The 20,378-nt window shown below is 63.3% G+C and carries 16 protein-coding genes; 10 read left to right on the top strand and 6 right to left on the bottom strand.

Annotated elements, in window-relative coordinates; all coding sequences use genetic code 11:
* Positions 1-130 precede the first annotated feature (130 nt).
* Positions 131-2,050: an FUSC family protein gene (locus ACIPL0_RS16015; protein ID WP_400602941.1), complete on the bottom strand. Its 1,920-nt coding sequence runs from the start codon at positions 2,048-2,050 to the stop codon at positions 131-133.
* Positions 2,051-2,538: 488 nt separating this feature from the next.
* Between ACIPL0_RS16015 and ACIPL0_RS16010 the strand changes: the two genes are divergently transcribed.
* The 4 genes from ACIPL0_RS16010 to ACIPL0_RS15995 all read left to right on the top strand — a co-directional run bounded on the left by ACIPL0_RS16010 (position 2,539) and on the right by ACIPL0_RS15995 (position 5,424).
* Positions 2,539-3,552, top strand: coding sequence for an aldo/keto reductase (locus tag ACIPL0_RS16010; RefSeq protein WP_400602942.1), 1,014 nt, complete (start codon positions 2,539-2,541; stop codon positions 3,550-3,552).
* 14 nt (positions 3,553-3,566) lie between these two features.
* On the top strand, positions 3,567-3,989 hold the full coding sequence (locus tag ACIPL0_RS16005; protein ID WP_400602943.1) for an SRPBCC family protein: 423 nt from the start codon (positions 3,567-3,569) through the stop codon (positions 3,987-3,989).
* A gap of 203 nt (positions 3,990-4,192) precedes the next feature.
* On the top strand, positions 4,193-4,522 hold the full coding sequence (locus tag ACIPL0_RS16000; RefSeq protein ID WP_400602944.1) for a MoaF-related domain-containing protein: 330 nt from the start codon (positions 4,193-4,195) through the stop codon (positions 4,520-4,522).
* 20 nt (positions 4,523-4,542) lie between these two features.
* Positions 4,543-5,424: a glycine betaine ABC transporter substrate-binding protein gene (locus ACIPL0_RS15995; RefSeq protein WP_400602945.1), complete on the top strand. Its 882-nt coding sequence runs from the start codon at positions 4,543-4,545 to the stop codon at positions 5,422-5,424.
* 527 nt (positions 5,425-5,951) lie between these two features.
* On the opposite strand, the gene ACIPL0_RS15990 is transcribed toward ACIPL0_RS15995, so the two are convergent.
* From ACIPL0_RS15990 to ACIPL0_RS15980, 3 genes are all read right to left on the bottom strand, one after another.
* The gene (locus tag ACIPL0_RS15990; protein ID WP_400602946.1) at positions 5,952-6,962 is read right to left on the bottom strand and encodes an XdhC family protein; all 1,011 of its coding nucleotides are present in this window, start codon (positions 6,960-6,962) and stop codon (positions 5,952-5,954) included.
* Between the two features lie 48 nt (positions 6,963-7,010).
* The gene (locus ACIPL0_RS15985; RefSeq protein WP_400602947.1) at positions 7,011-8,456 is read right to left on the bottom strand and encodes a mechanosensitive ion channel domain-containing protein; all 1,446 of its coding nucleotides are present in this window, start codon (positions 8,454-8,456) and stop codon (positions 7,011-7,013) included.
* Positions 8,457-8,706: 250 nt separating this feature from the next.
* Complete coding sequence (locus ACIPL0_RS15980; RefSeq protein WP_400602948.1) at positions 8,707-8,985, bottom strand: DUF2790 domain-containing protein; 279 nt, start codon at positions 8,983-8,985, stop codon at positions 8,707-8,709.
* A gap of 482 nt (positions 8,986-9,467) precedes the next feature.
* Between ACIPL0_RS15980 and ACIPL0_RS15975 the strand changes: the two genes are divergently transcribed.
* The 6 genes from ACIPL0_RS15975 to ACIPL0_RS15950 all read left to right on the top strand — a co-directional run bounded on the left by ACIPL0_RS15975 (position 9,468) and on the right by ACIPL0_RS15950 (position 18,550).
* The gene (locus ACIPL0_RS15975) at positions 9,468-9,920 is read left to right on the top strand and encodes a (2Fe-2S)-binding protein (RefSeq protein WP_400602949.1); all 453 of its coding nucleotides are present in this window, start codon (positions 9,468-9,470) and stop codon (positions 9,918-9,920) included.
* A gap of 14 nt (positions 9,921-9,934) precedes the next feature.
* The gene (locus tag ACIPL0_RS15970; protein WP_400602950.1) at positions 9,935-12,124 is read left to right on the top strand and encodes a molybdopterin cofactor-binding domain-containing protein; all 2,190 of its coding nucleotides are present in this window, start codon (positions 9,935-9,937) and stop codon (positions 12,122-12,124) included.
* 10 nt (positions 12,125-12,134) lie between these two features.
* Positions 12,135-13,352 carry a c-type cytochrome gene (locus ACIPL0_RS15965; protein ID WP_400602951.1) on the top strand — a complete coding sequence of 406 codons (1,218 nt, stop codon included), beginning with the start codon at positions 12,135-12,137 and terminating at the stop codon, positions 13,350-13,352.
* Positions 13,353-14,948: 1,596 nt separating this feature from the next.
* On the top strand, positions 14,949-16,346 hold the full coding sequence (locus tag ACIPL0_RS15960) for an aldehyde dehydrogenase family protein (protein WP_400602952.1): 1,398 nt from the start codon (positions 14,949-14,951) through the stop codon (positions 16,344-16,346).
* 60 nt (positions 16,347-16,406) lie between these two features.
* On the top strand, positions 16,407-17,516 hold the full coding sequence (locus tag ACIPL0_RS15955; RefSeq protein ID WP_400602953.1) for an NADH:flavin oxidoreductase/NADH oxidase: 1,110 nt from the start codon (positions 16,407-16,409) through the stop codon (positions 17,514-17,516).
* Positions 17,517-17,638: 122 nt separating this feature from the next.
* Positions 17,639-18,550 carry a LysR family transcriptional regulator gene (locus ACIPL0_RS15950; protein ID WP_400602954.1) on the top strand — a complete coding sequence of 304 codons (912 nt, stop codon included), beginning with the start codon at positions 17,639-17,641 and terminating at the stop codon, positions 18,548-18,550.
* A gap of 66 nt (positions 18,551-18,616) precedes the next feature.
* Here ACIPL0_RS15950 and ACIPL0_RS15945 read toward each other — a convergent pair whose 3' ends face one another.
* Both ACIPL0_RS15945 and ACIPL0_RS15940 read right to left on the bottom strand, forming a co-directional pair.
* On the bottom strand, positions 18,617-19,681 hold the full coding sequence (locus ACIPL0_RS15945; protein WP_400602955.1) for an NAD(P)-dependent alcohol dehydrogenase: 1,065 nt from the start codon (positions 19,679-19,681) through the stop codon (positions 18,617-18,619).
* Positions 19,682-19,778: 97 nt separating this feature from the next.
* Positions 19,779-20,204: a heme-binding protein gene (locus ACIPL0_RS15940; RefSeq protein ID WP_400602956.1), complete on the bottom strand. Its 426-nt coding sequence runs from the start codon at positions 20,202-20,204 to the stop codon at positions 19,779-19,781.
* Between the last annotated feature and the right edge of the window lie 174 nt (positions 20,205-20,378).

Here is a 20,378-nt window from a genome sequence, read left to right as displayed (position 1 = left end):
CGTTTGAATGATCTTATCTAGCCATCACACTCGTTCGAATTGCGACATTGACGCCGAGAACGTGTCGCAATGGCTGCATATGGGTTTAGCAGATCGGCGCAAATCGTGAAGGTTCACTTCGCAAAACGGGCTATCTGGCGCTGAGCCAGGTATCGAACACCGGCACGAAATGCCGGATCGCCAGTTCCAGATCATCGGCGGGCAGCTCATCGCTGCGTATCGATTGCCCGGCATCTTTGGCTTTCAACGCCTGCAACAGTCCTGCGGTCATGGCGTCGTAGCGATCCGCCCTGAGCCGCGCCTGCTCGTCCGGCGCCCCGGTGCGCAACACTTCGAGCACGGCGGCTGCACCGCAGATCGAACGTACGGCGACGGTCAATTCCTTCAGACGCGCCAGCCGCGCCGAGCGCCAGCGCCCCTCCAGCAGCATGCGCTCGCGCGCCACTTCCAGCCGTGAGCTGGCCAACCCGGCTTCGCGCTGCAAGCGGTCGAGGGTGGCGGCAGCGTCTTCATCCTCGCGCAGCACCGCCGCCGCGAACGCCATGTTGGCGGAAATCGCCGCCGCAACCGCTGCGCCCAGCGCATCGCTGTCTTTTTGCGGCCACAACAGAAAGCTTGCCGCCACCCCCACGCAGGCACCGACGAACTCGTTGATGAAACGCGCCGAGGCCAGCCCCTCTGCGGGATGGATAAAGTCCGACAGCAGCATGAACATCGGCGTCAGGAACACCACGAACAGACCGTAATTGACCAGCCGCAGGGCCACGGTAATGGTCGCCAGCAACAGAATCGCCACGGACATCGCCCCCGGTCCCGGCAAGCTGGTCAGCAAGATGGCGGCGATGATGCCGCCGATGAAACTGCCGCAGGCGCGCTCCAGCACCCGCAGCCAGGTATTGGCGGAAACCGGCTGGGTCACGACGATGGCCGCAATCGCACCCCAATAGGCAAAGGTGACGTTCAGCCAGGTCCCGAGCATGAACGCAATCGTCGAGGCGAGCGCAACCCGCAGCGCGTGGCGCAACACCAGGGGCTCGATCTTGCCGCCGACCGTGGCGACGAGCGCAGGTGCTTCGGTGGCTGCCGACACCGTGTATGAGCGTTTGGCGAAGCGGACGATGGCCCGGGCGGCAAACGCCGTGGCGCTTGCCGTCTGATCGCTGCGCGCAGCCGCCTGGCGCAACAACGCCTGAGCCTGCAACTGCAGGGTGTCGGCAATCGGCTGCTCCTGTTCGGCCTGGTTCGCCAGCCCGTGCAGCAGGCCGCGCAGGTCCACCAGCAGTTGCCGCGACGTCTCGTCGATGACGACCGCCGCCTGACGCCGGGCATGCCCTATCGCAATCAAGGCCGAAAACACTCTGCCCGCAGCATCGATGCCCGGCCCCAGGTCAGGGGCACTGCGCACATCGTGGGCCGCCAGCGCCCTACCGCGTTCGATGGACATGCGCACGCCGCGGCGATAGACCGTGTCGAACTCGGCCCAGCCCTGCTGATCCATGCCTGGCCGAGGGTCCAGTGTCCCCAGAAAATCCGCCATGTCCTCCAGTCGCCCGAAGATGGTGGACAGTGCCCAGGACGCCGACTGCGGAAACGGCACCGGCCAGAGGAATACGCAAAACAACATCGCCCACCCCGAGCCGAGCAAGAAATAGCCGGCGTTTTCCAGCGCACCGGGGAGCGGTTGCGGCCAGGCGCTGCCGATCACCACGGCCAGCGAAGCGATCAGCCCCGCCTGCGCGGGCATGGGGCCGAGCGAGGCCTGATAGGAGCGTGTCAGCCCGCAGAGGAAAACCAGTACGAACAGGGTCAGCAAACCGACGACATGGCCCCAGTAGGCTGCATAGGACGCCAGCGGCATGACCACGGCGCCCATGGCGGTGAATCTGATCATCGTCTTCAACCGCAGCGCGCGGGAACCTTGCGGGTCGCACAGGCAACTCCAGAACGCCGCCACCGCGCCAAAGGCGATCCCCGGCCGGCCCAGCACCGCAGCGGCCCAGAGCATCGGCGCCATGGCGATGGCCGCATGCATCCCTTCTGAAATCGCCATGCGTTCGGGGGTCACGGCAAAGACATGGCCCTCCGCTCGCAGGGTCCGACGGCTTACCAGAGATACCAGCCTGCCTATTGTGTTCATCGCGTTGGCGCTGCCTTCGGATGGCGGGGCAAAGCCCGTGAATGGTCCGCCAGAAAAGATAGGCCATGTGCGGCGAGGCGGCGTCCCCGCAGCGGTTCTGCACAGTCAAAACTTGTGAAGGCCGGTGAACGCAGCACTTTGGCACGGGCGGAACAGACACTTGCGCGCCCTCGCAACGGAAAATCACCGCCTGCCCGGCGTCTCACCGCCGCCCTTCCTGACGAGCGCCATTCGTCCCGGTGAGGCTTTACCAGAATTAACCACCCTTGACGCGCAGCACCGAACGACCGGGCGTAGGTTCGATACATCCCCTCGGCGGCCCGCATGACGCTGCGGCGCACCGCTCACATGACGGGAGCGAATTCACTCAACCGGTCTACCCTCTGACGGAGAACCCCACGATGAGCATCAAACAGTACCTGCCGAACGGCCCGCTGGGATTTGGCGCCGCGCCGCTGGGCAACATGTTCCGCAACATTCCCGAGGACGAAGCCATCGCCACCGTGCACGCGGCCTGGGATCAGGGCACGCGCTACTTCGACACTGCGCCGTTCTACGGTGCCGGGCTGTCGGAGATCCGGCTCGGCAAGGCCCTGGCGCAATACCCCCGCGACCAGTACGTGCTGAGCACCAAGGTCGGGCGGATCATTCTCGATGAGCTGGAAACCGGCACGCCTGATTTCGGTGAAAAAGGCGGCCTGTTCGAGTTCGGTCGCAAGAACCGCATCCTCTACGACTATTCGGAAGTCGGCACGCTGAAGTCGATCGAGGACAGCTGCAAGCGCATGGGCATCGACCGCATCGATTTCGTCTGGATTCATGACATCGCCCAGGACTTTCACGGCGATGCCTGGGTCACCCAGTTCGACATTGCCCGCACCGGCGCCTTTCGCGCCCTCGACCGTTTGCGCAACGAAGGGGTGATCAAGGGCTGGGGGCTGGGCGTGAACCGCATCGAGCCGGTGGAGCTGACACTGGGCCTTGAGGAATGCAAACCGGACGGCATGCTGCTCGCCGGCCGTTACACCTTGCTCGATCACAAGAGCGCGCTGCAACGGCTGATGCCGGCGGCGGTGGCCAAGGGCGTGCAGATCGTCGACGGCGGCCCGTACAGCTCGGGGGTGTTGGTCGGCGGTTCGCACTTCGAATACCAGAAAGCACCGCCGGAAATCCTCGAACGGGTCAAACGCATCCATGGCCTGGCCGAGCGGCATGGCGTGTCGGTCAAGGCTGCCGGTCTGCAATTTGTGCTGGCCCATCCGGCGGTGGTCTCGGTCATTCCCGGTGCCAGCCGTCCCGCCCGTATCGCCGAAGACCACGCAGCCTTGAAAGAAGTGATCCCGGACGGATTCTGGAAAGACCTGCGTGCGGAAAACCTCGTTGACCCGCAAGCGCCGCTGCCCATCGACCGCTGAACAGGAGAACGATCATGGCTCAAGCATCATCATTCGTTGAGTTGCCGATTTCCCCTGACGTGGTCTGGCAACTGATCGGCGGCTTCGATTCGCTACCCGACTGGCTGCCCTATATCCCCAAAAGCGAAGTCAGCGAAGGCGGTCGGGTGCGCAGCCTGGCCAACCCCAGCGGCGAGGCGATCATCGAGCGTCTGATGGCGTTCGATGAAAAGGCACGCAGTTACAGTTACGCAATTCTGCAGGCGCCGTTCCCGGTCACGAATTACTACTCGACTCTGCAGGTCAAGGACGCGGGTGGCGGCAAGGCTTCTCGCGTGGAATGGTCCGGCAGCTTCACCCCGGCGGGGGTCAGCGACGCCGAAGCGACGAAACTGTTTCAGGGCATTTATGACGACGGTCTGAAGGCGTTGGCCGACGGTTTCAACAACCGGCGTTAGAACCTGTGGCAGCAGGCCTGGCCCACCCGGCCTGCGCCACTTCCATTCAGGGGATGAGGCGCTGTCATCCGTCGATCACATCGCCTCATTGGATATCGCCGCAGCACGCCGTTATAACGCCTGTCACCTGGCGTCCACACGGCTGCCCCGCCACAGGTTGCAGCCCACCTCGCCCTTTTTCGATCTTTATCCGAGACACTGACATGACCGCTGATCACGCCTTGCCCCCCTTTGCCGGCCAGACCTTCGAGGTCAGCTACGGCGATCTCGCCGCGCTGAATGCCTATGACACGGACGGGCAGCACCTGACGTACACCATCACCACCGGCCTGCTGACCGGCGCGACCGGCAAGGTGCGTTACAGCTGGCAGGAAATCGCCCAGGGCATGTTCGCCATCTCCTGGCAGGAAGCCGACGGCGCCACCGTCGTGCACATCGACGATTTCACTGGGGGCACCTCACGCTCGTTCTACACCACGCCGACCCTTGAGCTGTATCGCCTCGAAGGCAGCCTCAAGGCGGTAGCCGCCTGACCGGGCGCGGGATCGAGCACATGATCAAGAAATCACGCCTCTACTGGATGGGTCTGCTGACCCTGTTCGGCCTCGGCACAACGCCAGTGGTCACTGCCACGCCGCCGCAACGGCCACTGGTGGTCGGCCAGGTCAATCTGTCCTTCTACACCGCCAGCGCCGCAGTGGTGAGAGAAGTGCTCAGCCGCCTCGGCCATCCGCTGACCGTGGTCGAGGGCAATCACCCCGACATTTATGGGCGCCTTGGCCGTGGCGAAGTGGACATGCTGGTCGCCTCGTGGCTGCCCCATGCCCACGGCAGTCTGCAGGCGCCGCTGGCCGATCAGTTGGTCGAGGCGGCGACCCTGTACGAGGACGCCCGTCTGTACTGGGCGGTGCCGGTCAGCGTGCCGGTGGAACAGGTGCGCAGCATCGAAGACCTGAACAAGCCTGAAGTGGCTACGCGCATGGATCACGACATCGTCGGCGTCGGCCCGGGTTCGGGACTGATGATCGGCTCGGAACAGGTGTTGAACCGCTACGGCCTGAAAGCCAGCGGGTACACCCTGCGCGTCGCGCCTGCCAAGGAGTGGGCGGCGAAACTGGCCAGCGCCTCGGGCAACGGCCAGTGGATGGTCATGCCGCTGTGGCAGCCGCAGTACCTGAACGCGGTGTACCCGGTACGGGTGCTGGACGACCCGAAAGGCGTGTTCGGCGTGGACCGCGCCGTCGTGGTGGTGCGCAAGGAGGTGTGGCAAGCATTGCCCGAGCGCACCCGCACCGTGCTGAGTCGGATTCACCTGGGCATTCCAGCCGCCACCGAGCTGGACCGCCGGCTGGTGGTCGACGGCATCCCTGCCGACCAGGTCGCCAAGGAATGGATGGCCGCCCATCCGCAAATCGTGGATGCCTGGTTCAAGTGATCCGGATGCATACCCCGCAGGGGCCGGCTTGCCAGCCCCATGTGGGAGCGCGGCTTGCCCGCGAAGACGTCACCATCCACGCCGCCGCATCACTGAGCCAACACAATCCCCCGGTGAACGCTCTGCGCTTTTGATGCTGGCCGAAGGCCGTGGGAGGGAGCTCTGCTCGCGATAGCGCCAGTCCGGACAATGCTGTGTTGAATGACCCACCGCCATCGCGAGCAGAGCGCCCTCCCACACAAAAAAATGCAGCGCACACTCTGTAGCAGCCTGGCTTGCCAGCGCCGGCGTCCCTGAGTGCGCTGACGCCGGCAAGCCGGACTGCTACAGGATGGATGCCTCCTGTGGGAGCGGGCTTGCCCGCGAATACCTCCGTTCAGACGCCACAAGGTTGCCTGACACTATGCCTTCGCGGGCAAGCCCGCTCCCACAGGTTCAGCACATGCCACCCACAACCGGGAACCCGTAGCAGCCTGGCCTGCCAGCGTCGGCGTTCTTGAGGCCACCGAAGCCAGCAAGCCGGACCGCTAAAGACTCAACGCCGAGTCAGTCGCCGCAACGCCGTGCCGCGCCGGGGTCACGCCGTTTTTGATCGAAACAATCTCGGCCATCAGCGACAGGGCGATTTCCGGTGGGGTGTGGCTGCCGATGTGCAAGCCGATGGGTCCGTGCAGGCGGGCGATTTCCTGCTCCGACAGGTCGAGCAGCGCCAGATTCTGTCGACGCTTCTGCGAACTCACCCGCGAACCCAATGCGCCAATATAGAAAGCATCGGACTTCAAGGCCGTGAGCAGCGCCATGTCATCCAGCCGAGGATCATGGGTCAGCGCGACGATGGCGGTGTGTGCATCCGGGCTGATCGCCTGCACCGCATCGTCGGGCATGCCCGCCACGAAACGGGCGCCAACACCCTCCCAGCCATGGGTGAACTCTTCCCGCGGGTCGCAGATCAACACGTCGAAGTCCAGCGTCAAGGCAATCGCGGTCACGTAACGGGAAAGCTGGCCGGCGCCGATCAACAGCAGGCGCCAGCGCGGTCCATAGACGGCTTTCAGTTGCTTGCCGTCGAACGCCAGACGGTCGCCATGGGCTGCGGCGCTCAAGCGGCTTTCGCCACTGTCCAGCGACAGTTCGCGGCAGACCATTTCATGATCGCTGCAACGCGCCACCAATTCCTCGACCCAGGCAGCATCGACGATGCGTTCCTCGGTGAGGCGCAAGGTGCCGCCGCAGGGCAGCCCGAAACGCGCCGCTTCTTCGCGGGTCACGCCGTAGGTGATCAGGTGTACCGGCTGGTCCGGCCTGTCCTGCGGCCTGTGCTGCTGCGGTTCCGCCGTGCGCCGGGCGATCAGATCATCCTCGATGCAACCTCCCGACACTGAACCGACGACCACACCGTCTTCGCGCAGGGCCAGCATTGCCCCCGGCGGGCGCGGCGCGCTGCCCCAGGTCTGGATCACCGTGTAGAGCCACACCTCATGTCCTTCCCGTCGCCAGTGCAGGACATGCTTGAGAACATCGAGATCGGTGCTGTCCATAAATCCCTCGTGATGATTGCTGACCATCGACCGGGCTGACCCGCTGCGTCATACCCGGCTGCGCAGCCAGTGCAGAAACCCTTTCCTCTCCACGACCCGGGGTTGCTCCTGGGTCATGATCTGCGCCGTGTGCAGACGGAAATCCATCAGCGCCTTCATGGCCTCGCCGATGTCGTGGCGCGCCTCCAGGCACGGCGTGAGATAGCTTTTTTCGATCCGGTACAGATTGCAGAACGTCAGCGCGGCAAATTCCGCTGGCAGCGCGGCGCCGGAAACGATCCCGGCTTCGCCGATCACCTCCCCCGGCCCCATGCGCCCGGCCTCGAACTTGTTGCCGGCGCGGGTCAGCGTCACCGTGACCACACCCGATTCGACGATGAACAGGTGATCGCTGACCTCGCCTGCCGCCAGAATCACTTCGCCCGGGTGAAAGACCTGCGGGGTCATGTTCTGGCTGACGTGGTCCTTGTCTTCGTTGTCCAGCGTGGTGGCAAAGATGCTCGAATTGTCCAGCAGCGCCCGCGCCCGCGACTGCAGCGGCGGCACATTGGGCTCGACGTTGGACAACAGGCTGATGCCGGCGGCCTGCAGATGCCGATAGCCCAGATCGATCAACTGGTTGCGCACCACGCGTTTCTGCTCCATCGACTCGACGAAACCGCTCACCTCATATTCCACCCCCGCGCCGCCGGTGCTTTTGATCGACACGGTCGGCGCCGGTCGGTTGAGCAGCATGCGGCAGCCCTGGGTCGCCCGCTCCAGCGCATCGAACACCCGGTTGGGGCGCACATGGGGGCTGACCTGAAAACTGATGGCCAACCCGTACACATCGCTGGGCCGGCTGAAGTTGGTGATCTTGGCCTTGGCGGCCATGGAGTTGGGAATCACCACCATGCTGCCCTGGGAGGTCTGCAGAAAGGTGGCACGCCAGTCGATGTCGGTGACCCGGCCTTCGGTGCCGTCGATGGCGATCCAGTCATCCAGTTGATAAGGCTTGGTGGTGTTGAGCACGATCCCGGAAAACACGTCGCTGAGGGTGCTCTGCAAGGCCAGACCGACGATGATCGCCAGCGCGCCCGAGGTCGCCAGCACTCCTTTGACCGGCAGGTTGAGCACATAGGCCAGCGCCGCAATCACCGCGACCAGGAAGATCACCGCGCCGAGCAGGTCCTGCAACAGCCGCCCGGTGTGCCCGACCCGCTGCACCATGACCGCGCCGATCAGCACCGTCAGGGTCCGCGCCGCATACAACCACCAGACGATCTGCAAGCCGGTGGCGGCCAGGTGCAGCGGCACATCGTCGACCCATGGCGCGGTATCCAGCGGGCTCAGGCCTTCCTTGAACAACAGCATGCTGTACAGCGAAAAGATCACCACCCGCGCCAGCAGTTTCCAGCGGTTGCCACGACCACTGAAAAGATGCCAGAACAGGCAATCGGTAAGGATGAGAAACGAGGCGCAAATCAACGGGTGCTCTGTGAACAAGGCCAGCATCGAGCTGCTCCCTCGCAGGCATTGGCGGGAGACCGGTATTGTCCAATCCGTCAAGACATGATCAATCCGGGGATCAGGCATTTACAGTAAAAAATGGTGAATGCCGGTAAAGACGATGGATCGTTTGTCGGCGCGATGCAAGCGCTCGAAGTCAGCGTGCCGAACACGCGGATCATTCGAAAATAAAAAACGCCACCTCAAGAGGCGGCGTTTTTCGGTACAGGTTTAACAGCGTGGGCGGACGTTGTCCTCAACCATTCTGCTGACCGTAACCCATGATGGTGTAGTTCAGGGTCTGGGACTGGCCAGCGCTGTCCAGATACACCATTTGCACATTGACGTTACCGTCAACTTTCTGTGGGTCCTGGGCCGCTTTGCTGCTGATCACCTTCGCCACGTCCAGGCCTTTGTGCTGGTTGTATTTCTGGGTCTGGATGCTGCTCTGGGCGTTGCTCACGCTATCGACGGATTCTTGAGCGGAGGCGTAGACGCTGGCCAACGAGAGTGCTGCGAACAGTGCATATTTCATGGTTAATCTCCAAAGGTAAGTCTGTTAGTTAGTTGAGCAAGTTGCGGTGTTGCTTGCTCTTGGGACTTATCTTGGTGGCCGCGCTGACATAAATGAAATCGCATGGCTTGATGTTTCACATTGCGATCGTTGATAACGCGCACCGCTGTAACGCTGCATTGACACGGTCGCGGCGCGGGCTGTGGGTGCCCTTCTGATTTTTCAACAACGAATACCGTGGCGTTATTACATTGAATCAACCACTTGCACCGACATTCTGATCCCCTTCAAAACAGTGCATCGACGCTTCACCGCTCTTCACTTCTTTTTTGACCGCCAGCTACTACGCTTGATCATCACGCGTAATAACAAGTGCTCGCCGTCAGAGCCGAAAAGCCCGGCGCCTCTGTCCCGTGAGGCGAACCGCGGCAACGCATTGCGCCATGGCTGACGCCGCTCCGTTCGACGTCCGGGCGCATCACCGTGATTCCGTGGAGGCCGTGATGAGCAAGCTGGTAGTCAATGATCAAGAGCATGATCTGGACGTTCCCGACGACATGCCACTGCTGTGGGTATTGCGCGACGTGATGGGGCTGACCGGCACCAAATACGGCTGCGGCATCGCCCAGTGCGGGGTCTGCACCGTACACCTGGACGGCCGCGCCGTGCGCTCCTGCGTGTTGCCGGTCAGCGCAGTGGCCGGGCGCCGCGTCACCACCATTGAAGCCATCGGCAACCAGCCGGTGGGCAGCGCCGTGCAGAAAGCCTGGCTGGAACATGAAGTGGTGCAATGCGGCTACTGCCAGTCCGGGCAGATCATGTCGGCGGTGGCGCTGCTGCAGGAAAACCCCAAGGCCGACGATCAGCAGATCGTCAACGCGATGTCCGGCAACCTGTGCCGCTGCGCGACCTACACGCGGATTCGCGCCGCCATCAAAAGCGTCAGCCAGGCCTGAGGGGAGCGATCATCATGGGTACAGCAGAATCGATACATGCCGTGTCGCGTCGCGGCGTTCTCAAGGGTGGCCTGTTGCTGGGCGGCTTGATGATCGGCACCCTGCTGCCGCCAATGGCGGCGCGCAGCTTTGCCGACAGCACCGTCAAGGGTGCCAGCCTCGGGGACGCAGCGGAAAAGGGTTACGGCGCATTCGTGCGGGTCGATCACAGCGGCCAGGTCACCGTGATCTCGCCGAAAATCGAAATGGGCCAGGGCGTACAGACGGCAATCGCGATGATGGTCGCCGAAGAACTGGAAGTGCCGCTCAGCAGCGTTTCCATCGCCGAAGCGCCGCCGAATGCCGAGTTGTACACCGACCCGCTGCTGACGTTCCAGGCCACCGGCGGTTCGACCTCGACCCGTTACACCTGGGAGCCGCTGCGCAAGGCCGGCGCGGGCGCTCGCATCGTACTGATTCAGGCCGCGGCCATGCGCTGGTCGGTTGCACCCAGCCAATGCCACGCCGAAAACGGCAACGTGCTGGGCCCGGCCGGTCAAAGCATTGCCTACGGCGAACTGGTCGACGCCGCGGCGGCCATTCCGCTGCCCACCGACATCCCGCTCAAACCGGTGGCCGAGTTCAAGCTGCTGGGCAAACCCGCGCAGCGTCTCGACACGCCGCACAAGGTCAACGGCACGGCGAAATTCACCATCGACCTGCAGATTCCCGGCATGTTGATCGCCTCCTCCCTCACCTGCCCGGTATTCGGCGGCAAGCTGCGCGACGTCAAGGGCGAGGACGCAGCGCGCAAGGTGCCCGGGGTCAAAGATGTGGTGCGGCTGGACAATGCTGTCGCAGTGACCGCAACCAATTTCTGGGCTTGCCAACAAGGGCTGCGCGCGCTGGAAATCGAATGGGACCGAGGGCCCCAGGCCGGCGTCCACTCAGAACAACTGGACAAGGCCTTGTACGATGCCAGCGCCGGCGACGGTGTGTTCGCGCACAAGTCCGGCGACATTGCCGCCGAGCTGAAAAGCGCCCCTGGACGTTTTGAAGCCATTTACGAGCAGCCCTTCCTCTCCCATTCGCCGCTGGAGCCGATGACCTGCGTGGCCCACGTGCGCGCCGATCAATGCGAATTGTGGGTCGGCTGTCAGGCGCCAGGACTGGCCCAGGCGGGGGCCGCAAAAATCTGCGGCATGCCGCCGGAAAAGGTGGTCATTCACAACCAGTTGATCGGCGGTGCTTTTGGGCGTCGTCTTGAATCGGACTACATCTTTCAGGCCGTGGACATCGCCCGGCAGCTCGATTACCCGATCAAGCTGATCTGGAGTCGCGAAGAGGACATGACCCACGACAAATACCGGCCGCAGTACGTCGACCGCCTCAGCGCTGCGCTGGGCAAGGATCTGCGGCCGACCGGCTGGGAACACCGCATCGCCGGGGCATCGGTGGTCGCGGCCTATATCGGCAAGATGCCCGATGACGGGGTGGATTTCGATGCGGTGGAAGTGGCCAAGGAGCCGATCTACACGCTGAATCATCTGCAAGTCCGGTATATCCGCCACGAGCCACTGGTGATTCCGGTGTCCTGGTGGCGCGGCGTGGGGCCGTTGCGCAGCACGTTTGCCGTCGAGTCGTTCATCGATGAGCTTGCCCACAACGCCAAGGCCGATCCGGTGCAATACCGGCTGGACCTGATGCAGGCGCACCCCCGAGGGCAGGCAGTGCTGAAGAAGGCCGCCGAACTGTCGGGCTGGAGCAGCACCCTGCCCGCCGGCGTCGGTCGTGGGGTTTCCGTGACGTCGGTGTTCGGCAGTTACATCGCCACCGTGGTCGAGCTGGAAAAACGTGCCGACAAGGGCCTGCACATCCGGCGGCTGGTGTCGGTGATCGATTGCGGCTTCGCCAACAACCCGACCTCGGTCGCTTCGCAACTGGAGGGCGGAACCCTGTTCGGCCTCTCTGCCGCGCTGTTCAACGAGATCCTCATCGAAAACGGCCAGGTCCGGCAGACCAACTTCCACGAATACCGCCAGGTACGCATGAGCGACGTGCCGCCGGTGGAGGTGCACATCATGCCCAGCCTGGAAAGCCCCGGTGGCGTCGGTGAAACCGGTGCCGTGCCGGCTGCGGCTGCGCTGGTCAACGCGCTGTATGCCGCGAGCAAGGTTCGCGAACGTCGGCTGCCGCTGAGCCGTTTCGGCTATTTCACCGTGTGAGGTGTGCATCATGAAACCTGTCCATCATGCGCTCGGCCTGCTCGCCACCTGCACCGTCCTGAATGCCTTCGCCAGCGACGCAGCACCGATGAGCAAAGGCGAATACCTGGCCCGGGCCGCTGACTGCGTGGCCTGCCACGTCGTACCCGGCGGCAAGCCGTATGCCGGCGGCCTTGAATTCAAACTGCCGTTCGGCACCATCTATTCACCCAATATCACCGCCGACATGGAAACCGGGATCGGCAGCTGGACTGACGACGACTTCGTCAGCGCCGTACAAAGCGGTGTCGGCAAGGACGGCAAGCACTATTACCCGGCGTTCCCCTACACCTCCTACACGCTGATGCCCCGTGAGGACATTCTGGCGATCAAGGAATACCTGTTCAGCCTGCCGCCGGTGAAACAGAAGCCGCCGGAGAACAAGCTGTCGTTTCCGTTCAACCAGCGCTGGGGAATGATGTTCTGGAACGTGGTGTTCGCGTCCTCCAAACGCTTCGAACCGGACAGCAAACAGTCGGCGGAATGGAACCGCGGCGCCTATCTGGTCCAGGGGCCCGGCCACTGCGGCGAGTGTCATACGCCGCGCAACCTGTTCCAGGCCATGAGCAGCGGGCGGCCGCTGGCGGGTGCCGACATTGGCAACTGGCATGCCTACAACATCAGCTCCGACCCGACTTATGGCATCGGCGCCTGGCCTGAAGAGGCGCTCATCAGCTATCTGGGCAAGGGCTATGCGTCCGGTTACGGCGGTGCCGGCGGGCCGATGACCGATGCGGTCGAGCACAGCCTGAAGTACCTGACCCCGGCCGATCTGAAAGCCATCGCCGTCTACCTGAAAAGCGCCCCGGCCCAGGCCGAAGGAGTGGCACGCCCGACGGTCGCGTTCAACCCTGCGCCGCTCAAGCCGGATCTGGGTTCGAAGCTGTTCAATGACAACTGCGTCGGCTGCCATCTTCTCGACGGCAGCGGCAGGCAGTCTCCGGCGGGTGGTCTGGCCGGGCTGAAGACCATCAACGACCCCACCGGGAAAAACCTGATCGCCACCCTGCTGGAAGGACACACCCCCCTCGCCACCCGCGCCGACCAGCGTATGCCGCACTTTGGCCGGGGCTACAACGACACCGAACTGGCCGCGCTGAGCAACTTCGTGCTGCAACGCTTCGGTTCGGCCAATGGCCGGATCGAGCCTGAAGACGTGACCAAAAGCCGGGAGAGCGCACTGCATTGAGAACCGGTGAATAGAGTTTTGTTTTGGTAGGAGTGAACTCTACTCGCGAAGGCGGTGGATCAGTCAGCACAGCATTGACCGGAATGACGCCTTCGCGAGCAGGGCTCCCTCCCACGGGTCAGGTGTGGCGCAGAGACTTCTGCATGACACCAAATCCCGTAGCAGTCCGGCTTGCCGGAGGCAGCGCATTCAAGGACACCATCGCAGTAAGCCGAACCGCTATGTTTTTGTGGGAGGGAGCCTGCTCGCGAAAGCGGTGGATCAGTCAGCACAGCATTGACCGGAATGACGCCTTCGCGAGCAGAGCTCCCTCCCACGGGGTATGTGTGGTGCAGATGAGTTCTGCATGACACCAAATCCCGTAGCAGTCCGGCTTGTCGGCGGCAGCGCATTCAAGGACGCCACCGCAGTAAGCCGAACCGCTATGTTTTTGTGGGAGGGAGCCCTGCTCGCGAAGGCGGTGGGTCAGCCAACACGGCATTGACCGGAATGACGCTATCGCGAGCAGAGCTCCCTCCCACGGGGTATGTGTTGTGCAGATGATTTCTGCATGACACCAAATCCCGTAGCAGTCCGACTTGTCGGCGACGGCGCATTCAAGGACACCATCGCAGTAAGCCGAACCGCCATGTTTTTGTGGGAGGGAGCTCTGCTCGCGAAGGCGGTGGGTCAGTCAGCACAGCATTGACCGGAATGACGCTATCGCGAGCAGAGCGCCCTCCCACGGGTCAGGTGTGGTGCAGATGAGTTCTGCATGACACCAAATCCCGTAGCAGTCCGGCTTGCCGGCGGCAGCGCACTCAAGGACGCCGCCGGCAAGCCAGGCTGCTACGGGTGCCCGGTTACCCGCGGGGTGGGTGACATACACAGGACCTGTGGGAGCGGGCTTGCCCGCGAAGGCGTTGTGTCAGGCGACCTTGCAGCGTCTGTAAAAACCCATTCGCGGGCAAGCCACGCTCCCACAGGGATTTACACCGAACCGCCGTGTTTTTTGTAGGAGTGAGCTCTGCTCGCGAAGGCGGTGGATCAGTCAACACGGCATTGACCGGAATGACGCTATCGCGAGCAGAGCTCCCTCCCACGGGGTTTGTGTCGTTCAGATGATTTCTGCATGACACCAAATCCCGTAGCAGTCCGGCTTGCCGGCGTCAGCGCATCCAAGGACGCCACCGCTGGCAAGCCAGGCTGCTACGGGTGCCCGGTTGTCTGCGGGGTGGGTGACATACACAGGACCTGTGGGAGCGGGCTTGCCCGCGAAGGCGTTGTGTCAGGCGACCTTGCAGCGTCTGTAAGAACGCATTCGCGGGCAAGCCACGCTCCCACAGGGGTTTACACCGAACCGCCGTGTTTTTGTAGGAGTGAGCTCTGCTCGCGAAGGCAGTGGGTCAGTCAACACGGCATTGACCGGAATGACGCCATCGCGAGCAGGTCTCTCTCCCACAGGTGTTGTGCGGCAAACCGGGCGACAACGGAGCCCGGCGCCCACCGGTGGCCTTTACAAGATTTAACCAGCGTTTACGCGAGGTCAGCGCCGCCAAGGGGTAGCGTGTTCCAAGGCGGTATTCGAGCGGTCAGCCATTCTCACCGGAGAACAACATGATCAAGGTCGTCCAGGCATTCGACAGAGCCCCTATCACCGAACTCGCACCCGATGACGAGGCGTCTCTGGAACGCAAACTCGGCACCGCTGCCCGGCTGTTCGCAGACCGCAAACAGTGGCTGGCGCCCTACCGTCGCATCGAGATCCTCGGCAAGATCGCCGCCATCATGACCACCCGGCGAGAGCACTTGGCCATGCAGATCGCCCGGGAAGGCGGCAAGCCACTGACCGACGCGCTGGTGGAGGTCGATCGCGCCATCGACGGCATGCACAACGCCGCCGATACCCTGCGCAGCATGGGCGGCGAAGAAATCCTCATGGGGCTGACCGCTGCCAGCGTTAACCGGCGTGCGTTCACCATTCGCGAACCGATCGGCGTCGTAGTCGCCATCTCGGCCTTCAACCACCCACTCAATCTGGCGGTCCACCAACTTGCCCCGGCGATTGCCGTCGGCTGTCCGGTGATCATCAAACCGGCGTCGGCAACGCCACTCAGCGCGCTGGAGTTGGTGTCGATCGTTCAGGAAGCTGGACTGCCCGAAGGCTGGGTGCAGTCCTTCGTGCCTGAAGCACGGGGCCTGTCGGAAAAACTGGCAACCGACCCCAGGGTCGCCTTCGTCAGCTTCATCGGCTCGGGGCGCGTTGGCTGGCACCTGCGCTCGCAGATCGCCCCCGGCACCCGTTGCGCGCTGGAACACGGCGGCGTCGCACCGGTGATCGTCGACCGCAGTGCCGATCTGGACGTGGTGATCGGCCCGCTGGTCAAGGGTGGCTATTACCACGCCGGCCAGGTGTGCGTGTCGGTGCAGAGAATCTATGTTCACAGCGATTTGCAGAGCGAGTTCCTCGGCCGTTTTACCGAGCAGGTCAAAGCGTTGAAAACCGGTGACCCGACCTTGAAGGAAACCGAAGTCGGCCCGTTGATCAATCCCGGTGAAAGCGAGCGTGTCGCCGGCTGGATCGACGAAGCGGCCGCCGCAGGCGCGCAGGTGATCGGCGGTGGCCGCCTGAGCGAAACCACCCTGCTCCCGGCGATCATCGTCAACCCGCCTGCCGAAGCCAAAGTCTCCGTCCACGAAGCATTCGGGCCGATCACCTGCGTGTTCCCCTTCACCGCGCTGGACGAGGCCATCGCCCGCGCCAACTCGCTGTCGGTGGCCTTTCAGGCCAGCGTGTTCACCGAAAACCTCAACCGCGCGCTGTATGCCGCCGAACGGCTCGACGCGTCGGCCGTGATGATCAACGACCACACCGCGTTCCGCACCGACTGGATGCCGTTCGCCGGACGCCGCGAGTCGGGCTACGGCATAGGCGGCATCCCCTGGACGATGCACGAGATGACCCAGCAGAAAATGATTGTGTTCAAAAGCCATCCCGTGGACGGCGGCCACTGACACCGCTGGGAGTCCAGCGCCATCGGGACGTCACAGACCTCTGCGACCGGAGTTCGCTACATGTCGAAAGCTCACTTGTTCACGCCGCTGCACATCGGCGATCTGCAACTGGTCAACCGGATCATCGTCGCGCCGATGTCGCAGTACTCCGCAACGGATGGCTGCATGAACGACTGGCACCTGATCCACCTGGGCAGCCTCGCCATGTCCGGCGCCGCGCTGTTGACCACCGAAGCCGTCGCCGTATGTCCCGAAGGACGCATCACCTATGCCGACCCGGGCCTGTACAGCGACACCACCGAAGCGGCCATGAAGCGTGTGCTGGACGGCATACGCCGGTGGTCGCCGATGCCGTTCGCCGTGCAGTTATCCCATGCCGGGCGCAAGGCTTCGACCGAAGTGCCGTGGAAACCCAAGACCCAGTTCGCCCCTGGCACGCTGAACGGCTGGCAGACCGAAGCGCCCTCTGCGATCCCCCATGGCGAAGGTGAATTGCCCCCCGTCGAGCTGGACAAACCGGGCCTGGCGCGGGTTCTTCAGGCATTCGTGGACGCCACGGTGCGTGCCGACCGCATCGGTTTCGACCTGATTCAGATGCACGCCGCGCACGGCTACCTGCTGCATCAGTTCCTCTCGCCGCTGTCCAATCAACGCAGCGACGAATACGGCGGTTCGCTGGAAAACCGCATGCGCTTTCCGCTCGAAGTCTTCGACGCGATCCGCGCGGTATTGCCCAGACACAAACCGGTGACGGTACGGGTATCGGCCACCGACTGGATGGCGGGCGGTTGGACCCTCTACGAAACCATCACCTTCGCTCAGGCCCTGGCCGAACGAGGTTGCGCGGCCATCAACGTTTCCAGCGGCGGCACCCATCCGGCACAGCAGATCCCCGTCACGCCCGGCTATCAGGTGCCGCTGGCCCGGGAGATCAAGGCTGCCGTAAAAATCCCGGTGATTGCCGTGGGCCTGATCACTGCGCCGGAACACGCGGAGGGGATCATCGGCACCGGTGATGCCGACTGCATCGCCCTGGCCCGCACCCTGCTCTACGACCCGCGCTGGCCATGGCACGCCGCCGCAGCCCTGGGCGCCCATGTGCGGGCACCCGCCCAATATATGCGCTGCCAGCCACGAGTCTTCAAGGAGCTGTTCACCCCCCTCGACTGATGCCGGGCCGGCCGCCGAACCCCGGACGCTGCTGCCCGACACTGCAGCGTCAGAACCTGTCTATTCTCCCTGGACCCACTGTCGCCCAGCCGTAACGACGTCACCGCCGAGTGAGACTGACGATGAACAGAAACGACCTGCGTCGCGCCGACATCAATTTGCTGGTGGTATTCGAAACCCTGATGCACGAACGCAACGTCACGCGGGCCGCCGAAAAGCTGTTCCTCGGTCAGCCGGCGATCAGTGCGGCGCTTGGCCGTCTGCGTTCGCTGTTCGACGACCCGCTGTTCATTCGCACCGGGCGCTTCATGGAGCCCACCGCCCGGGCCGAGCAGATCCTTTCGCAGCTGTCGCCCGCACTGGACGCCATGCAACTGGCCCTGAGCAACACCTCCGATTTCAGCCCGGCCACCAGCACGGCGACGTTTCGAATCGGTTTGTCCGACGATGTGGAATACGGGCTGCTGCCGGAATTCATGCGGCAGATTCGCGAGGAAGCGCCGCTGATCACCATGGTGGTCAGGCGCGCGGACTACTGGCAGATGCCGGTCCTGCTGGCCAGCGGCGAGATTTCCGTGGGCGTCAGTTACACCCGCGAACTGCCGGCCAATGCCAAACGCAAGCTGCTGCGCAAGGTGGTGCCGAAAGTGCTGCGCGCCGACAACAAGCCGGGCGACCTGTCGCTGGATGAATATTGCGACCGCCCCCACGCCCTGATTTCCTACACCGGCGACATTGTCGGCTACGTCGACGCCGAGCTTGGCAAGCTGGGCAGAACCCGCAAAGTCAGGCTGGCCGTGCCGCAGTTCAGCTCGCTGCCCATCCTGCTCAGGGGCACCGATCTGTTGGTGACCGTGCCGGATTACGTCACCGAAGCCATGGTTGCCTTGGGTGGTCTGCGGGCCGAGCCGCTGCCTTACGAGGCCGCCTGCTTCGACCTGTCGATGGTCTGGCGCAGCGCGCTGGATTCGGACCCGGCGGAACAGTGGCTGCGCTCGCGGCTGGGCCAGTTGATGCGCAAGGACGAAGACTGACCAGCCCTGGCAGAGGAATCGCTGCGGGTGGCGCGCCTTGTGGACGCCCCACCCGGCAGCCCGCGCTTAGAACTTCAGCACCGCGCGCCCGACGATATCGCCGGCCCGCAGCAGATCGAGGTAGGTGTTCAGTTCATCGAACTTGAAGGTCTTGATGGTGTGGCGAATCTTGCTCTGCGCCGCCAGCATCATCACCTCGCTCAGGTCGGTGTTGTTGCCCCAGAACGAGCCCTGGAAGGTCTGCTCCCTGGACACCCGGGGAAACAGCGGCACATCGATGCGGTCGCCGACCAGGCCGACGTTGACATAGTGGCCGCTGATGGACAGTAGGCTGAACGCCAATTGCATCATTTCCGGCGCGCCGGCGCAATCGATGATGGCGTCGAGTTCGCCTTGCCCGGTCAACCTGCCCAGTTCCTTGCCGACGTCGGCTTCGGACTTGCCGGCGATGCTGATGACGTGGTCGGCGCCGTAGTCCTGCGCCACCTTCAGCTTTTCCGGATTGCGCGCGAAAGCCACCACCCGCGCCCCGCCGCCCAGCAGTTTTGCATACTGAACGGCGTAGGCGCCCAGACCGCCGACACCGAAGATGCCCATCACCCGGTCCGGGCCGAGAGCGCCGCCGTCACGCAGCTTTTTGATGCCGCGATAGGGGGTCAACCCGGCATCGGTGAGTGGCGCCAGCTCTTCCGGCTTCAGGCGGTTATCGACCTTGATGACATAGCGGGCCGGCACCGGCACGTATTCGGCGAAACCGCCGTAGAGACCAAAGCCGGGCCAGCGCACGTTGGCGCAGATATGGGTGTTGCCTACCAGACAATGGCGGCAAGTGCCGTCACCCCAGCCGGGTGCCACCACCACTTGATCGCCTTCTTTCAGGTGCAGGGACTGCGGCACCAGCGAGCCGATCTTGTCCACCACACCGGCAATTTCATGCCCCGGCGTGATCGGCATCGGCAGCTCGGCGTACTTGAGAAAGTAGCGATCGACCAGTTGAACATCGCTTCGACACATGCCGCAGGCTTTGACGTTTACCAGCACTTCGTCCGGTTGAATCTCGGGAATCGCGATGTCTTCAAGCACGAGCGGTTTGCCGTATTCGTGAATACGTGCAGCTTTCATGGTTGCCATGACTGATTTCCTCGTTGAATGCGTTATCGGGTTTTCCAGGGCAAACAGAGGTCTGTCGCCGTCATGACGGCGAGTCGTTTCCGGGCATCAGGCGTAATCAGTTCTTTATGTTCAGAGCATCGATGGCCGCTTGTGCAACCGCGATATCCTGCTCGACGGTGCCTGCGCTGGTACCCACGGCGCCGACGATGTGCTTGCCGATCACGATCGGCAGGCCGCCACCGAGGATGACGACGTTGCCGCTGTTGGTCTGATCGATACCGTAGAGAGGGGCGCCGGGCTGTGCGAGCTCGCAGAGATACTCTGTGGTCTTGTCGAAGATTCGCGCTGTTTTCGCCTTGCGAATGGCCAGGTCGATACTGCCGATCAGCGCGCCATCCTGTCGGATGAAAGCCACCAGATGCCCGCCGCTGTCGACGACGGCGACGTTGTAGGCAAGGCCAATCCGTTCGGCAGCCGCTTCGGCCGCATCCAACATTTGCCTGGCTTCTTGCAGCGTGATGCTTTCGTAGGTTCTGGTCATGCTGATCACCTTTTACGGTGTCCGGGCGAACGCGACAGTGCGTCCCGACAAGCAGCCCCTTTGTACCACCCCGGCAAACCGTCCCGCCTGTTAAACGCTGTGAATTTGCGTGACGCCCGCTTCGGTGGCGGACCTCGATGGCGCACGATGGCGGCAGACGAATTCGTGCCGTAC

This window comes from Pseudomonas sp. NPDC090208, from assembly GCF_044746785.1.
GTDB lineage: Bacteria > Pseudomonadota > Gammaproteobacteria > Pseudomonadales > Pseudomonadaceae > Aquipseudomonas.
This window is presented reverse-complemented; position numbering and strand designations above follow the sequence as displayed.

Coding starts and splice junctions, on each gene's coding strand:
- ACIPL0_RS16015 (WP_400602941.1), bottom strand. CDS start 2,050: ATGGCGATTTCAGAAGGGATGCATGCGGCCATCGCCATGGCGCCGATG.
- ACIPL0_RS16010 (WP_400602942.1), top strand. CDS start 2,539: ATGAGCATCAAACAGTACCTGCCGAACGGCCCGCTGGGATTTGGCGCC.
- ACIPL0_RS16005 (WP_400602943.1), top strand. CDS start 3,567: ATGGCTCAAGCATCATCATTCGTTGAGTTGCCGATTTCCCCTGACGTG.
- ACIPL0_RS16000 (WP_400602944.1), top strand. CDS start 4,193: ATGACCGCTGATCACGCCTTGCCCCCCTTTGCCGGCCAGACCTTCGAG.
- ACIPL0_RS15995 (WP_400602945.1), top strand. CDS start 4,543: ATGATCAAGAAATCACGCCTCTACTGGATGGGTCTGCTGACCCTGTTC.
- ACIPL0_RS15990 (WP_400602946.1), bottom strand. CDS start 6,962: ATGGACAGCACCGATCTCGATGTTCTCAAGCATGTCCTGCACTGGCGA.
- ACIPL0_RS15985 (WP_400602947.1), bottom strand. CDS start 8,456: ATGCTGGCCTTGTTCACAGAGCACCCGTTGATTTGCGCCTCGTTTCTC.
- ACIPL0_RS15980 (WP_400602948.1), bottom strand. CDS start 8,985: ATGAAATATGCACTGTTCGCAGCACTCTCGTTGGCCAGCGTCTACGCC.
- ACIPL0_RS15975 (WP_400602949.1), top strand. CDS start 9,468: ATGAGCAAGCTGGTAGTCAATGATCAAGAGCATGATCTGGACGTTCCC.
- ACIPL0_RS15970 (WP_400602950.1), top strand. CDS start 9,935: ATGGGTACAGCAGAATCGATACATGCCGTGTCGCGTCGCGGCGTTCTC.
- ACIPL0_RS15965 (WP_400602951.1), top strand. CDS start 12,135: ATGAAACCTGTCCATCATGCGCTCGGCCTGCTCGCCACCTGCACCGTC.
- ACIPL0_RS15960 (WP_400602952.1), top strand. CDS start 14,949: ATGATCAAGGTCGTCCAGGCATTCGACAGAGCCCCTATCACCGAACTC.
- ACIPL0_RS15955 (WP_400602953.1), top strand. CDS start 16,407: ATGTCGAAAGCTCACTTGTTCACGCCGCTGCACATCGGCGATCTGCAA.
- ACIPL0_RS15950 (WP_400602954.1), top strand. CDS start 17,639: ATGAACAGAAACGACCTGCGTCGCGCCGACATCAATTTGCTGGTGGTA.
- ACIPL0_RS15945 (WP_400602955.1), bottom strand. CDS start 19,681: ATGGCAACCATGAAAGCTGCACGTATTCACGAATACGGCAAACCGCTC.
- ACIPL0_RS15940 (WP_400602956.1), bottom strand. CDS start 20,204: ATGACCAGAACCTACGAAAGCATCACGCTGCAAGAAGCCAGGCAAATG.